The sequence below is a fragment of the Chamaesiphon minutus PCC 6605 genome (assembly GCF_000317145.1).
GTDB lineage: Bacteria > Cyanobacteriota > Cyanobacteriia > Cyanobacteriales > Chamaesiphonaceae > Chamaesiphon > Chamaesiphon minutus.
Window position 1 is genome coordinate 4,568,756 of sequence record NC_019697.1, and the last position, 15,353, is coordinate 4,584,108.

The window sequence follows — 15,353 nt, forward strand, 5'->3', positions numbered from 1 at the left end:
CCAAATTCAGATTTTGACAACTTGGTAGGGTGAGCAGGAGAATAGAGAGACTTCAAAAAGAGAAGCAGAATGGAGCCAATGAAGCTGAGTTTTGGGGTATTGATAGTCTATCTGAACCGAGCAATTCTTCAGATGAAAGATCCGCGCCTTGCCAGCAATGGCACTAAATACACCATCAGAGATGCTGTGTTGGGAGCATTTTCGATGTTTTTCATGCAAAGCGAATCCTTTTTAGAACATCAGCGGCACATGAATAGCAATCAGGGCAAAAGCAATGCTCAGACACTGTTTGGCATGATTAAAATCCCAACAGTGCCGCAAATTCGGAATATCCTGGATGAAATTTCAGCCACAGCACTATTTGGAGTATTCAATCACGTCTATCAGTCTTTAAGACGAGAAGGTCACTTGAAACCGTTTGAATATCTCGGTGGATTACTAGTTGCGCTGGATGGAACTCAGTATTTTGACTCGCACAAACTCAACTGTAAATGCTGTTCGAGCCGTACCCACAAAAATGGCACAGTAACTTACTTCCACAGTGCCATTTTGCCTGTAATAGTTGCGCCTGGGCAATCTCAAGTAATTTCCTTAGCTCCGGAATTCATCACACCTCAAGATGGTCACCAGAAGCAGGACTGCGAAGTGGCAGCAGCTAAACGATGGCTCAAAACTCATGCCCCAGAATTCCAAGGACAAGCAATCACTCTACTCGGAGATGACCTCTACAGTCACCAACCAATGTGTGAACAGGTGATAGCGTCGGGAATGAACTTTATCTTTACCTGTTTAGAAACGTCTCATACTGCTGTTTATGATTGGTTGAAATACTTGGATGGTATTGGCGAGGTGAAAAAGCTAGAAGTGAAACAGTGGAACAGCAATTCAAGCGAATTATATAGCTATCAATATGTGAATGGAATTCCTCTAAGGGACTCCCAGCCAGCAATGAAGGTCAATTGGTGTAAACTAATCCATACCCGCCAATCAGATGGAGAAATATTATATGAAAATTCATTTATTACCCGCCATGAATTAAACGAACAGAGCGTACCTCTGGTTGCTGCGGCTGGTCGATGTCGTTGGAAGACCGAAAATGAAAATCATAATGTGCTCAAAACAAAGGGATATCATCTGGAGCATAACTTTGGGCATGGTCAGCAGCATTTAGCTGCTTGTTTATTGACGCTGAACCTGTTGGCATTCCTTTTTCACACTGTTTTGCATTTAACAGATCTTGCATATGGACAGATTCGTCTCAAGCGTGTTACTCGTAAAGGCTTTTTTCAAGATATCCTCAGTCTTACCAAATATTTACTCTTTGAGAGTTGGCCTTCTTTGATTGATTTCATGCTTTACGGCTCGGCTTCCACTCTGGTCGCCAACTCTTCCTAGATTTTTGAATTTGGAATTGCTGGTGAATATTTGTCTGCCTATACACCGATCGCAAAATCGGGTATAATTGTACAGATTGCCTGGAGAGGTGTCCGAGTGGTTGATGGTGGCTGACTCGAAATCAGTTTTAGGGTTACACCTAACGGAGGTTCGAATCCTCTCCTCTCCGTATTTTTCATCTAATTGTGAATATTTTCACCCAAACCCCTAATTTATATTAAGGGGTTTGTTGTATGTACGCATAACCTTTTAAAGTAATGCTAGAAATCTGGAGTATCTACCTAGCTAGCCGATGATTATTACCATTACTGCGCTCAAGGGTGGTGTCGGCAAGACAACCACATCCATTCACTTGGCTGCTTACCTTCAGGAAAATGCACCAACATTGCTCATTGATGCCGATCGCAACCGTTCGGCACTAGTCTGGTCGCGCGAAGATAAACTACCATTTACCGTCGCCTCTCAAGCTGGTGCTACGGCCATTATTAGCAAGTATACTCACATTATTACCGATACCCAAGCCCGTCCCGAACAGGACGAACTCAAAGATTTGGTTGCTAGTAGCGATCTCCTGATCGTCCCCACGACTCCCAACCATCTCGATATCGACACCACAATCAAAACCACCGAACTTCTAGAAGAGTGGGGTGCAAAATACAAGATCTTACTTACCCAAGTAGATTCACGCACCAAAACCGGACGCGAAGCCAGAGCCATCCTCGAAGAAGCGAAATTGCCTCTCTTTAAAACTGATATTCCCCTCCTAGTCGCCTTCGAGAGATCGTCTAGTCGGGGAGTAGTAATTAAAGATTATGGCGACCCCCGCGCTCAATTTGGCTGGTCTAAGTATCAAGCCGTAGGCAAAGAGATCTTGGCATAGAATAATCGATCGACCCAAGCTCGTCGATCGACAGATAGTGCTACAGACTCTAGGTACGATCCATTTTGGAGACAATCTTTGAAAAATAGAGTAAGTGCAACTGATAATTTGCGCTTACTCTACTTTTAGAGACAGATCGGATCCTCGATCGGTGTTGCCGATAATCGATAGACTGATTTAATCCCGCGCCCCGCTATCCTCCCTAGCTTTTCATACTTTCTTGGCGAAGCCTCTCTACAACAGAATCCAGCAACGCCGGAGAGAGATCGGAATCAGTATCCGCAAGATCTTTAGCTAAAGCTAACACTTTTTGACTGCACTCCAAAATAGTGCTGGCATGGAGAGATTGTTCCGCAGTAAGTTCTGTACTTACTAAGAGCTGAGTTGCACCAATGACATCTTCGATATACGCACCGAAATTGCGGCTGACGGCTGAGAATCGGTCGCTCTCTGCTTGTGCGGCTAACTGAAGACGATCGCGCTCTAGTTTGAGTCGTAAAAGTGAGGCAACTCTAGCCGACAGTTCGAGTCGACCGATCGGTTTAATCAGGAAATCATCTGCTCCAGTCATTAGTGACAAGTTAAGAAGCGATCGCACTTGTCAAGCGGGCTTGAGGCGATGAGTCGAAGAAAAAATTGTCTGTTCGACTCATAGAATCAGGAAAAGGTGCAATAATTAACTTAACATTAGGTTTACGAACAGTTTTAACAATACCTAAATCTTGATTCTCTGGGGCAGCAAAATAGGTGACTGGATTGGCAGCTAAACCTTTATGATGAGCTACATGAAAGTGATAAAGACCTCGATAAATCATCTCTAAAGAAATGCGGTCGAATGGGAGAGATAATTCATCAGCTACAGCATCACCTAAATCGACTAGAACTGCATAAAACAGCCAAGTCCCCCACATCTGTAATTTAATTCCATTAACTGAACCAGTCCATAAATAACTCAACCCGAGCAATCGTTTAACAGTATTAAAAGCCTCTTCAATTCGCCACCGTCTTCCGTACAAATCGGCGACTACATAGGGAGGAAGATTCAATGGGTCGAGTACACTAGTTAGATAAGAATACCAGACTTTACCCACTTTAATTTCGACTAATCTTACAGTTATATATGGAGTCTTTTTGGTGCCAGACCCCATCCGCACTATTCGGTCACGGATACTATAACTATTGCTAAATACTCGCTCTATCTGTAGCGATGCACCTTTTTTTAATCGAGTAATAAAATGAATATCTCTGTTAATTAATTCTTGCCAAAATTGGAAATGATAGAAGCCTCGATCCAAGAGCAATAAAGTGCCCGATGTTACTAAATTCAGGATATCTTTCTCAAAATTAACATCTGAAGCTTTGGGATTTTCTCTAAACCAGATTTCAATCGGCAATCTCGTCACCAAATCTATGACTACTCCCATTTTTCCCGCTAGTTGTCCGATTGGCACATCAGATAAGCTATCTAATTTCTTGAATATCGCTTCCAATGTGGAGCCATCACATGCCCAAATCCGCTCAAATTTTGCTTGAGCAAATTCAATGCTTTGTGGCAACAATCGCTGTTTTCTCTGGTGCCACTTCACTCTAAATTCTGGCAGTAATTCCTTAAACACTCTCTCAAATAACTCAGATGGAAAGGTCAGAAATCTTTGTGCAATCGCCTGTTGACTTACTTGTGTTGGCTCACACCACAAAAATCCTTCTCGCCCTAACATTCGGCTTAGTTCTCTGACTCCTGGCACATTCCGCCACAGTAGCGTCAGCACTGCTGCCATCATCAAGGGTAAATTTAACAGCCGATTTCTCAGCCCTAATTGTCGGTAGTAATGACTTTGATTGAAAATTGCTGGTGTCAATAAAGCCTCTACTTGAGCGGCGATGATCTCATCTTCCACACCTGGTTGGTGGTTCTTTTTGGCGTGGTCGCGGTTACTTCTTCGGCGGCTGGTCATCAGGCCTCTATTCCCTCAAACTCTTGACTAGAAACAGTTTGGCATCTTTTTATTACCCTTTTGACAAATCTCTGATTTTCTTAACTTGTCACGAATGTGCTCCAGTAGACAGGCATTTTGCTAGTTCCGCTTTATCGGATATAGCTGTCATTAACACAATCGGAATTGCCTGCCAATTTGGCAAATTTCTGACTTGATGGCAGACTTCGATGCCATTGAGACCGGGCATCATTACATCTAGTAAAATGAGATCTGGTTGAACCCGATCGAGCCTATCGAGTGCGCGTTGACCGCTAGAAGCATAATGGAAAGTGTAGTTTTGAGTACCAAGCAAGGTTTGAATCACATCAAAATTGTTAGGCTCATCATCGATCGTCAGAATAGATGGTCGCTCGGTCATAGAATAGTAGCAGTAGTAGCGAAGAGTGTTGTGCGGATAAATTGTTAATGCATCATTACCAATTTATGTACATGCTACTACTTCTTGGATTGTAGAAGCGAGCATCTGGAGCGCGATCGGTTTAGAGATATACTGACTCGCTCCCGCCGCCAGACAGCGTTCTCGATCGCCGTCCAGATTGGCAGCAGTTAGTGCAAGAATGGGTAGTTTGGCAAATTCAGGATCGTTACGCAGTTGTGCTATCGCTGCTAAGCCATCCAAAACTGGCATTTGAATATCCATCAAAATTGCTTCAGGATGGTGTAACTTCGCTTGCTCGATCGCCTCTCGACCATTTTTCGCCACAATAATGTTGTAACCTTTGGTTTCCAAATAATCAGAGACTGTCTCTACAGTAGATCTGTCGTCATCGACAATTAAGATTTGTGTGCCTCTTTTTGGCGGACGCGAATTTGCGGTGAGGGCAAGCTGTCTATCCAAAGCTACCTGGCTCAGAAATGGTACTCTCGCTTCCGCAGTGGGATCTCGATCGAAGGAGACGAGCGAGCCGAGATTTCCACAAGGTAGATCGATCGTAAACCGACTACCGACATTTACTTCGCTAGTGACACTCACTTTTCCCCCATGCAACTTGACGATCTGGCGCACCAAATTTAGACCCAAACCAGTACCCTGTGCTTTGCGGTTGAACTCACTGTCGATCTGCGCGAACGGCTGAAACAATTTATTTAAATGTTCGGGTGCAATGCCAATCCCAGTATCGGTGACGGTAAGTTGTAGCAGAGCTGGAACAGCTTCAGTTGCATTAAAATAGTCCACACCTATACCGATTCGACCACTTTCAGGCGTGAATTTGACGGCATTACCCAGCAAATTAATCAAAACTTGGCGAATCCGACGTTCGTCGATCTCCACTTTTGGTAGATGTGGGGGTAGATTTACGGCTAGTTGAATTTGTTTTTTGTCAGCTTGAGGCTTGATAAAAGATAAACTATCCTCACAAAGTCGATCGATATCCGTGGGTTCGCGATATATCTCTAATTTTCCAGCCTCCATTTTGGCCAGATCGAGAATATCGTCGATTAATGCCAGAAGATGATTGCCACTATTCTCGATTACCTGGATGCACCGTAATTGTTTGGGGTTGAGCGTGCCATAGACTTGTTCGATCAAGCCTTCGGACATCCCCAAAATGGCATTGAGTGGCGTGCGAAGTTCGTGACTCATATTGTTGAAGAACATTGTCTTCGATCGATTGGCTTCTTCGGCAGCTTCTTTAGCCAATTTTAACTGGCTGGTACGTTGTTCGACCTTGTGTTCGAGTTCGACAACAGAGGCTTCCAATCGACTATAAAGCTTGGCATTCTCGATCGAGATCGCCGCTTGCGCAATCAGGATTTCGAGTGTTTCCAATCGAGGACGCGCGAACAGATCGACGGTAACCTGATTTTCTAAATATAAAATGCCCACCAGATTTCCTCGATCGAGGATTGGAGTACACAATACACTTTTGGGTCGATACTGCTGAAGGTATTCATCTCCACTGTACTGCATCAACTGGTGAGCATCTGTCAACAAAATTGGCTCTAAACTACGGCCTACCTGATTTACCAAACTAACAGCAATATCGGTACTTTCCTCAAATGGTATCGGCGATAATAGTTGCGTTTTATGCTCTAGTTCGACTTTGGCGACTAGCTGCAAACTATCTTCTGTTTTGAGAAATAATACACATTTATCGGCACCAGCAGTAGCAATAACGATCTCTAACAGATTGGTAATGAGTAGTTCGAGTTTTACCTGTTGCGAAATATTCCGCGAAGCTTTGAGCAAACTTTCCAAATCTAAAAATGTCGAGTCACACATCACCGAATTAGTAACATCAGTTACTTCAGGCTCGACAACTTCAACAGATTCTTGGTTCGTAATTGAGGCGAGGAGCTGAGGATAGAGCGTCTTTAATTGCACAACTTTAGCTTTGGCTCCCCATCGCCCATAACAATAATAAGCTTCCATCATATAGGATTGAGCTAATTTATCTTTACCCCAACCCAAATAAAACTTACCTGCCAATTCATTTGCCAGTGCTTCTTCATGAACGAATTGATATTCCTTTGCTCCCTCAATAGCTCGATCGTAATGTTCGATCGCCCCAGCTTTATTACCTAATACCCGTTGTTTTTCGGCTTCAATTAAATCCCACTTATGCAGATAATTCATCGGTGCATTTTGCGCCCACAGATCGATCGTCCCTTGATGGATTTCGACTTGGGCAAGAGTTTCAATCCGCTCTAGTTCCGACCGTTCGGGATATAATGCTAAATGAGTCAGTGCTGCATAAAAATGGAACACCGGAATCTGAATCATTCCAGAGACTGCTTGTAAATACAATTTGCCTTTGGTAATATTCTCTAGTGCCGCCGAGTAATTACCAAACAAATACGCCAGCATCAACTTGTAAATATAGGCATAGGCGAGAGCAGTAAGATCGCCATCTTCAAGATGTTTGGGAATCATTACCGTTTCATCATAAGCACTACCGACAAGACAATCTACTCGATCGTTTCCCTTTGCCAACAAGTTTTGTGCTATCTGCCGCTTCATCTCTAGATAAGCTTGTGCAGAATATTGTTTGATTTGTTCTAAATCTTTACTATAAGGTGAGATTTCCCCCTCCCAAGTAATCAGCTCTACTCCAGAGATCAGATGAGCATCAAAGTAACAACTGATAGTATATCCAGTAACGAGCGAATCACCAGATGCCTTGATATCTGTATAAGCATATTTTAGGTTTGGGATAGTTTTTCCTATAATTTCTTGGCGATGCTGAATCCATGCTGCAAATAGAAATGCTATTCTGCCTTTAAATTCTTGTGCATTCATGCGATCTGCCAAATTAAGTGCTAATTTGCCAAAACGATAGCCTGCTTTCACGTCTCCAAAAAAAGCACTTAGAACTAAGCCATGATTCACATATCCTATTGATGATGCCAATGTATTGCCAAATTGGAGCGATAAATTCACCATCATAGAGCTAAGAATCGGCAGTAGCGGTGGCATCCCAACAAAAATAGGTGCTCCTATATCTGCTAACAGTTCTATGGTTTGTGAAGGTTGTAAATCCTTCATCACTGGCAAATATAATAAATCTTCAATTTGGATGCCTTCGAGTTGGTGACTAAGTTTCTGTAGTGCTTGAACAGTCCCGGCTTCATCAGGTGAGATCGGGAATTCGATTCCCAATTGAGCTAATGCAGATCTACCTACAGAGATCGCGTCTTGCATTTTGCCATTGGCAGTAAGTGCAGCAATCTGGATTTTGTAGATTTTAACTTTATCTGAAATCATCTGTGCAGATCGCAAAACGATGACTGAGATATCTTCCATCCCATCCAAATTGCCTTCTAAATAAGCAGCTTCGGCAGCCGCAACATGTAGATCTAATGTTAATTGATACTGAGTTTCCCAACAGTCGATCGCTAGGAGTGCGATACCCGATCGTAAATAAGTATTTGCCGCTGCATAAGCCGTAGCAGCTCTGGCTTTTTTGCCCGCAGTTAGATTGAGTTTGGCTAAAGATACTCTTTGATGTGGCTGCGTAATTAGTGTTTGGGCTAGATTTAAATGTCCGACTATATCGAAGAGTTTTTCTGCTCTAGCAATCTCGGAAGACTTTTGATAGAGTAATTGACCGATTTTGAGATGAGTTGCTTGTTTGCAATCGTCAGGAATGAGCGAATAAGCTGCTTGTTGAACGCGATCGTGTAAGAATCGATAAAATGGATTGGCTGCTGTCGTTGACACCGACTGGACATCAGATCTGGTGAAAAACTTGTAGACTTCTGTTGTCGGAATTAATAAGTTATTTTGTAACCCTTCCCATAAAATTGCTGCTGTCTCTGCTGGCGAACGCTCCAAAACGATCGCTAAGGTATCCAAATCGAATTGCGATCCAATACATGCGGCTAAAGATATTGCCGATTGAGTTGCTGTCGGTAATTTTTGTAATTGTAACGCCATAAACTCGACCACATCATCAGTTAAAGCCAAGGCTTTAACTTTGGCAACATCGCAACTCCAGCCGCCAACATCGCTATTATGACTGACTCGATCGAATGTAATCAATCCATCTTCATGTAATGATTTGAGAAATTGCGTAGCAAAAAAGGGATTACCTTGAGTTTTTAGAGCTACCAATTTAGCTAAGGGTTGGGCGTGGAGTAGGCTACAATTTAAGGCACCCGCAACTAATTGACTTAAACCTTCTGTAGTCAGAGATTCTAATCTAATCGTATCGACGTTGATGCCAGTTTTTGCGATCTCGTCGATCGCTAAAATCGCTGGATGAACGGGTGAGACTTCATTGTCTCGATAAGCTCCCAATACTAGTAGATAGCCAGTATCTTGCATCAACAATTGCAGTAAATTGAGCGATGCTAAATCTGCCCATTGCAAATCGTCTAGGAATAATACCAGTGGATGTGCGGCGGTGGCAAACAACCGCACGAATTTTTGCATTAGCAGATTAAATCGTTGCTGTGCGGAACTTCCAGTTAATTCCGGCACGGGAAGTTGCTTGCCGATAATGCGTTCTAATTCGGGAATGACATCGATCAATACCTGCCCATACTCGCCTACAATATTCAGGATCTCGGTTTTCCAGACGAGCAGTTGGGCATCGGATTCGCACAGCAAGTTTCGCATCAAACCGCCAAAGGCTTGCCCGAAAGCAGAAAATGGGATATTGCGCCCAAATTGGTCGTATTTACCCTTAATAAAGTAGCCGCGCTGACGCACGATCGGTCTGTGAACTTCTTGAATCACCACAGTTTTGCCGACACCAGACGAGCCAGCAACTAAGAGCATTTCGGTAATACCCTTGCTAACTCGTTCAAAAGCATTCAGAAGTACGGCAACTTCTGGTTCGCGACCGTATAATTTTTCGGGAATGGTAAAGCGATCGCTCGGATCGCGCTCTCCCAATTCAAATAATTCGATCTTACCCGTAGCCTGCAATCGAGCCAAACAAATCTCTAGATCGTATCTGAGTCCCAACGCATTTTGATAGCGATCTTCAGCATTCTTGGACATCAACTTGCTGACAAACTGCGAGATCGGTAAGGGAATCTGCGGCGCAATCTGGTGTACTGGCACTGCTGGTTTAGCAATATGGCTATGCACCAATTCCATCGGATCGTTGGAAATAAATGGTAATTGCCCTGTCAATAGCTCGTAGCAGGTGACACCCAATGTATAAAAATCGCTGCGATAGTCGATCCCGCGATTCATGCGTCCGGTTTGTTCGGGGGACATATAGGCTAGCGTCCCAGCTAACATATTGGCATGTTCGATCTGTTGAGTTTCTTTTGGCAACAGCGACGAAAGACCAAAGTCGATCAGTTTGACGTGCTGAGTCTCTGGGTGGATCAGGATATTGCCAGGTTTGATATCTTTGTGAATGACCCGCTGACGATATAATCCTTCTAGTGCGTCAGCAATTTGAATGGCAATTTGGAGAAAGGCAATCAATTTTTGCGGTTCGTTGCCAAAAGCTCCCGATTTATCTAAGTAAGATTTGAGTGAGATACTACCGCAATCCTCAAGGATCAGAGCATAGGCGTTTTGGTAGGGTTCTAGTGCCAGTGTTTTGATGACATTGGGCAGATTTAAATCTTTGCCGATATCGTACTGATGCCGAAACTGCATCAGTCGCTCGAAGCTGGGAAACTTACTCCGTAAGAGTTTGATGGTAACTGGATGTAAATCGGATTCTCTAACCCCTCGGTACAGCAGGGTACGATTGCCTACATAAATTTCTTCGGCAATCTGATAACCTGGTACATGCACGCTCGTCTTCATCATTCTAGTCCCCAATCTGCAACTATATGAAGATGGCTAGGAGCTAAAATTTAGTTCTACAGCTCCAAACTAATGGTAAGTGGAGCTTGCAGCCATTAAAAATTAGCTCGTTCGGTCATCTATAGTTACATTCTATGAAATGATTTGCGGACTAGCTGTAATCTAGATCAATCGATAGTTATATTTTTAAATCAGATAATGGTTTTTGAGCGATGATGAGATCTCGCACCCCAGTTTCATTTTTCAAACAAAATCTAATTTCTCCAAATCCTGCTTTATCAATTATGGACTCGATTTGAGAAGGTGTAAAATTGTTGCCTTGCATTGCAAGTAACATACATAGAGATAAGATTGCAGGCTGAAGTGGCCCTGTTTTTTGTTCGTTGAAAAGGGTTTCGCTAACTATTAATAACCCGCCAGGTTTTAATAAATTGTGCGCTTGATGTAGAATTTGCATTCTTGCATTTACACCCCAATCAGCCAGTACCCCAGAGAGAATTACGGCATCCGCGCTTTCGATTTGCGCACTGAGATCGTCGAAGAGATTGCCTGGAATACACTTGACCTGCTGTTGTAAACCCTTGGTAGAAATGCGTTGCTGGATAAATTGGCAGGCAATTGGCAGATCCACCATTGCGATCGAAAGATGAGGCAATATTTCCGCTAATTCTAGAGATACCTGCCCTCCACCCGCACCTAAATCGATAATCTGCTGAATGTTACTAAAATCTATACTTTTAGGCATTGCAGCTCCAATACCGATGCTAGAACGGTTCATTGCTTCAAGGAAGATAAAGTATTCTTCAGGATGTTGTTCTAATTGTCTATAGTAGTCATTGACCCGATCTAGATTCTTACTTGAAGAAACTTGCTTTATCTGTTGCTTACCACTTTTGATTGCTTCAGTTAAATTACCAAACAAGTCATAGCAACGCTTGTGAAAAAGCAAAGAACTTGTCATGCTCTGGGGACTGCTTGTGGTTAGCCATGTGCTAGCGGCTGGGGTGTTATGATAATTGCCCATGCTGTCACGCTTTAATAATTCCATCGCAGTTAAGGCGATCGCCAAGCGTTCTAATCCATCTACAGAAACTTGGATTTCAGTAGCAATTTGTTCGCAGGTTTTAGGTGCATCGACTAGACAATCGAATAGATTAAGTTCTACTGCACTTAGCAAAATAGATGAGAGCGCGTAACTACCGCCGATATATTCTAAAGTCTCTCCACTGGCTATAGTATTCCCCAGAAAGTTGAAGCCAAAATTTTGAGAATCTGTAGACTGTATTTCGTTGCCCATCTTATTTATGAGTGCATTGTTATAATATAAAAGTGAAAGTTTTTTAGTTAGAGTAGAATTTTGTCTCGCTGGGTAAGTTCTACAACACTCTCAATTAGTTGCTGGCATTCTTGCTCTGTATTACAACAATGGGGTGAGACGCGGATTCTTTGACTAGAACGGCTATCAACATCAATGCCTAAAGCGGCTAATTTCTGGACTACAATTTCAGCCCGATTTACTTCCAGGCAAACTGTTCCACCACGATGGTGCGCAGAGCGCGGCGTATTAATTGTAATACCATTTGCATCAGCACACTCCATCAAGTAAGTTGTCAATTCAATATTACGTTGATGAATTTGTTTTACCCCAACCTCGATCGCAAAGAGCAGTCCCGCACGAGAGGTATAAATTGGCTCAAAGGATGGTGTTCCTTGTTGAAAGCGGCGTGCGCCAACAGCAGGTACGAAAGTTGCTGCAAATGCAGTAGGCTGAAGATGAGAAAACCAGCCTGGATATACTGGATCGAGTTGTTCGGATAGAGATGAGTTGATGTATGCAAATGCTAAACCTATACCACCACAGAGCCACTTATTCATTCCCCCCAGCACCACATCTGCACCCAAAGATATGACATCAATTGGTAGCACACCAACAGCTTGATATGCATCCAGAATCACGATTGCTCCAGCCGCGTGAGCAGCCTCAATAATGGGTTTAATATCGAGACAGGCACTATTAATATAGGAAACAAGAGATAAGGCAACTACAGCAACTCGATCGTCAATTCGATCCATAACATCACTTGTTTCAATTTGCATTCTCTCCGACGCCTTGATCTCAATTATCTCAAAACCCCGCTGAACTTGGGATTTCCATAAATAACGACCAGATGGAAAGTCTAAATCAGTAATAATAATGCGATTACGTTTGGCATTGGGCTGTATCGCAGCAGCGATCGCAGCTTGAGCCGCAGTTGTACTAGCAGTGATAGCCACTGAGCCAGTTGGTGCATTTATTAGTGTTTCAATCAGATGAAACATTTCTTCGTATCGTTCCTGCAAAAGTGCAAAAGCTCTTTTGCCTAGATAGAGACTCTGTATATATGCTTCTATATCTAAAAATGCTTCCTGCGGCAGTGGCCCTAGAGTATGAGTTGCTAGATAATTACGCTGCTCAAGTAGGGGGAATTTTTTGCGGAGAGTCGTAAAATCTGAGACTGGCATTATGATTGCTATTATCAAATACTGTTTACAATCGCGATTAACTAAAGCAGAGTCGGTATAGTTGATTAAGAAAATTCCATGAGACTGCTCTCGTCTTTTCAGCTCCTTGTTTTGCTGCTACCATTCCCTCTTTTGAGTCGGCAATAAAGCGGGAAAGTAGCAATGCTTCATCAGCATGATCGATCTCAACTTCTTCATGGAGTGTCAACCATCCAATCTTAGAAAGTTCGATATTTGTCTTCCGAAACTCTTGGCCTAAGCATAGATCGAATTGCTTGCCGTGAATCTCCATCAATATGGCTGCGCCCACTCCTACATAGGCATCAGATTCAAAGTAAATATCTGATAAGCTTTGGCTATATTCTTTGCCAGGAGTTAGCATTTCCTCGCTAAAATTCTCCATTTGCCAAGGTTCGATTCCATCAATCAATCGATCGAAAAGTTTTCTATGAACGCGATCGATATTTCCATTACCTAATTCCTCATTTAATTGCTTTGTGAGAATACAACGAATCCGTTCATCTTCAATTCTACCGACAACGCTAGCAAGAAGGCGCGTAAAGTGAGTAACAACGCCCTCTCTCACATTCATAAATAACAGCCAAATATGTGCTGGATTAACTGTCTCTCGTTGCAATCGTTGCAAGAAAGGATGATGAGCTACTGTACGTTCTTCATAGTGCCATACCATCTCCTCTAAAGAAGAGACAGATTTAGTTTGTTGCGTGGCTATTTGCCGAGGCGGTCGGACTCTATTTAATTCTGGATTTAAGTAAAGAGTAACTCTTCTTTGTTGTTGCTCTCGACGCAAAGAAGTATAGGAGTGCATTCCCACGCCAGCATCTAATTGGCGTGTTGCAAATGATTGGATCGCTGACTGGTATTTAGAGACGGGAAGACCATGCTCGATGAAATATAAATCGATCGAATCGCATACGGCTCGATCGTCAGTAGCGTAGTTAGAAATTGGTAAGTGTAGCGTTCCAACTGATGGAGTTTCATTATCGCCTTCAACCCAGGAAAAAGCGGTGATAGCTGACTTTGCTGAAAAAGAGGTTTGACCTGGTGCCATGGCTTGGCAAAACTCGATTGCGTCGCCAGGAACATAGTTACGAGCTGCACTCAGTGCTGATTCTAGTTCGGCTGGGGTGGCATCCTGATGGCGGAGGTATACTTTGACTCGCGCACGATTCTCCACCGGAGAGGCTACGCCAACGTGTGCCGCCAGATCCAAGGAGAAGTAGACAAATTCGTCTTTATCGGGGCCGCGTTGTGCTGCTGTTTCGGCGAGGGTCGGCCAAGCGTGAGTGAAACCGAGTCGAACTAAAGATTCTTCGACGACTGCTGCGGCACGACTCGGCTGCTGAGATTGGGGGTTGAGATAGAGTTTAAAGGCTGATGGTTTGTCGGGGTAAAAGCACGCCGAGTGCCACATCGAGAATTTTGCTGCGGAATTTGTCGGTGCGAATAGATCGGCAATTCGATCGAAGCGATCGAGGCTGATGTTGTAATGTTCTGCTAAATATTGGTTGAGTTCGAGTCCGGCTTGCCAGTTGGACTCGACCGTGGCTGCGCTGCCTTGTGCTTCTACTAATACTCGTAATTCTGCTTTATCGGGATCTAAAGCGATCGAAAACTCAAAGGGAGAGCCATCATCCGAGACATCAGACGTCCAGCCAGTAGTTTCGCCAACTTTTCTTTGGCTCCAAGATGCCGCCAGTGCCCGAAAAATTTCCACGATCTCGACAATTTTGTCATTCAGACCCAATGTATCTGCCAAAATTGTCAATTTTTCGATGCCGACTTCAACGTATGTCGGTGTAGGGATCAGTCGTTCTGGATCGAAGCCAATTTGAGGATTATGCTCGATCGAAGATCTCTCTTTTAATGGAAGTTCTATCTGTGAATCAATATTTTCAGATAGATTAGTTGGCTTCGATCGGTTAGATGTATTCTCAAAATTAGTCATAGCACACCCAATATTTAAATGTTAAATATTTATTTCTCGACTGTGGAAATATTTTTGATATCCTATCATACGATCTTAAAAATTAGCAACCATGTTATTTTTATCACATTGATATATCAATTTAACGATTTAAAAAAGCTAGAAATCTCAGCTCTGAAAACAATTGCAAGCTTTGTCACAAGCTCGGTTTTCTTAGATATACAGGCTAAATTAGAGATCTAAAAATCTTTGAATGAGATCGATCGATACACACCCATACGTATGTATTAATTTCTAAAAGATAATTATTTTATACTTGCTTTTCTATTACCGAAGAAATAACTGAAGAAAAGTTGTAGCAATCGCTACATTGCAGATATATTATCTAAAGTAATTTTATGAAGCACATCATAA

At 42.9% G+C, this 15,353-nt stretch carries 9 protein-coding genes and 1 tRNA gene; 3 read left to right on the plus strand and 7 right to left on the minus strand.

Annotated elements, in window-relative coordinates:
* Positions 1 to 69 precede the first annotated feature (69 nt).
* From CHA6605_RS20890 to CHA6605_RS20900, 3 genes are all read left to right on the plus strand, one after another.
* Entirely contained in the window at positions 70 to 1,395 is a 1,326-nt protein-coding gene (locus CHA6605_RS20890) for an ISNCY family transposase (protein ID WP_015158142.1), read from the plus strand.
* An 82-nt stretch (positions 1,396 to 1,477) separates the two neighbouring features.
* Positions 1,478 to 1,564: transfer RNA gene (locus CHA6605_RS20895), tRNA-Ser, on the plus strand.
* 123 nt (positions 1,565 to 1,687) lie between these two features.
* On the plus strand, positions 1,688 to 2,275 hold the full coding sequence (locus CHA6605_RS20900) for a ParA family protein (protein ID WP_015161380.1): 588 nt from the start codon (positions 1,688 to 1,690) through the stop codon (positions 2,273 to 2,275).
* Positions 2,276 to 2,477: 202 nt separating this feature from the next.
* Here CHA6605_RS20900 and CHA6605_RS20905 read toward each other — a convergent pair whose 3' ends face one another.
* From CHA6605_RS20905 to CHA6605_RS20935, 7 genes are all read right to left on the minus strand, one after another.
* Positions 2,478 to 2,846 carry a hypothetical protein gene (locus CHA6605_RS20905; protein WP_041548356.1) on the minus strand — a complete coding sequence of 123 codons (369 nt, stop codon included), beginning with the start codon at positions 2,844 to 2,846 and terminating at the stop codon, positions 2,478 to 2,480.
* A 10-nt stretch (positions 2,847 to 2,856) separates the two neighbouring features.
* The gene (locus CHA6605_RS20910; protein WP_015158054.1) at positions 2,857 to 4,230 is read right to left on the minus strand and encodes an IS4 family transposase; all 1,374 of its coding nucleotides are present in this window, start codon (positions 4,228 to 4,230) and stop codon (positions 2,857 to 2,859) included.
* Positions 4,231 to 4,318: 88 nt separating this feature from the next.
* Positions 4,319 to 4,630 carry a response regulator gene (locus tag CHA6605_RS20915; protein ID WP_015161381.1) on the minus strand — a complete coding sequence of 104 codons (312 nt, stop codon included), beginning with the start codon at positions 4,628 to 4,630 and terminating at the stop codon, positions 4,319 to 4,321.
* 63 nt (positions 4,631 to 4,693) lie between these two features.
* On the minus strand, positions 4,694 to 10,492 hold the full coding sequence (locus tag CHA6605_RS20920; protein ID WP_015161382.1) for an ATP-binding response regulator: 5,799 nt from the start codon (positions 10,490 to 10,492) through the stop codon (positions 4,694 to 4,696).
* Between the two features lie 175 nt (positions 10,493 to 10,667).
* The gene (locus tag CHA6605_RS20925; protein ID WP_015161383.1) at positions 10,668 to 11,786 is read right to left on the minus strand and encodes a class I SAM-dependent methyltransferase; all 1,119 of its coding nucleotides are present in this window, start codon (positions 11,784 to 11,786) and stop codon (positions 10,668 to 10,670) included.
* Between the two features lie 47 nt (positions 11,787 to 11,833).
* Positions 11,834 to 12,991: an aminotransferase class V-fold PLP-dependent enzyme gene (locus CHA6605_RS20930; RefSeq protein ID WP_015161384.1), complete on the minus strand. Its 1,158-nt coding sequence runs from the start codon at positions 12,989 to 12,991 to the stop codon at positions 11,834 to 11,836.
* A gap of 37 nt (positions 12,992 to 13,028) precedes the next feature.
* Positions 13,029 to 14,960, minus strand: coding sequence for an iron-containing redox enzyme family protein (locus tag CHA6605_RS20935; RefSeq protein WP_015161385.1), 1,932 nt, complete (start codon positions 14,958 to 14,960; stop codon positions 13,029 to 13,031).
* Positions 14,961 to 15,353 lie beyond the last annotated feature (393 nt).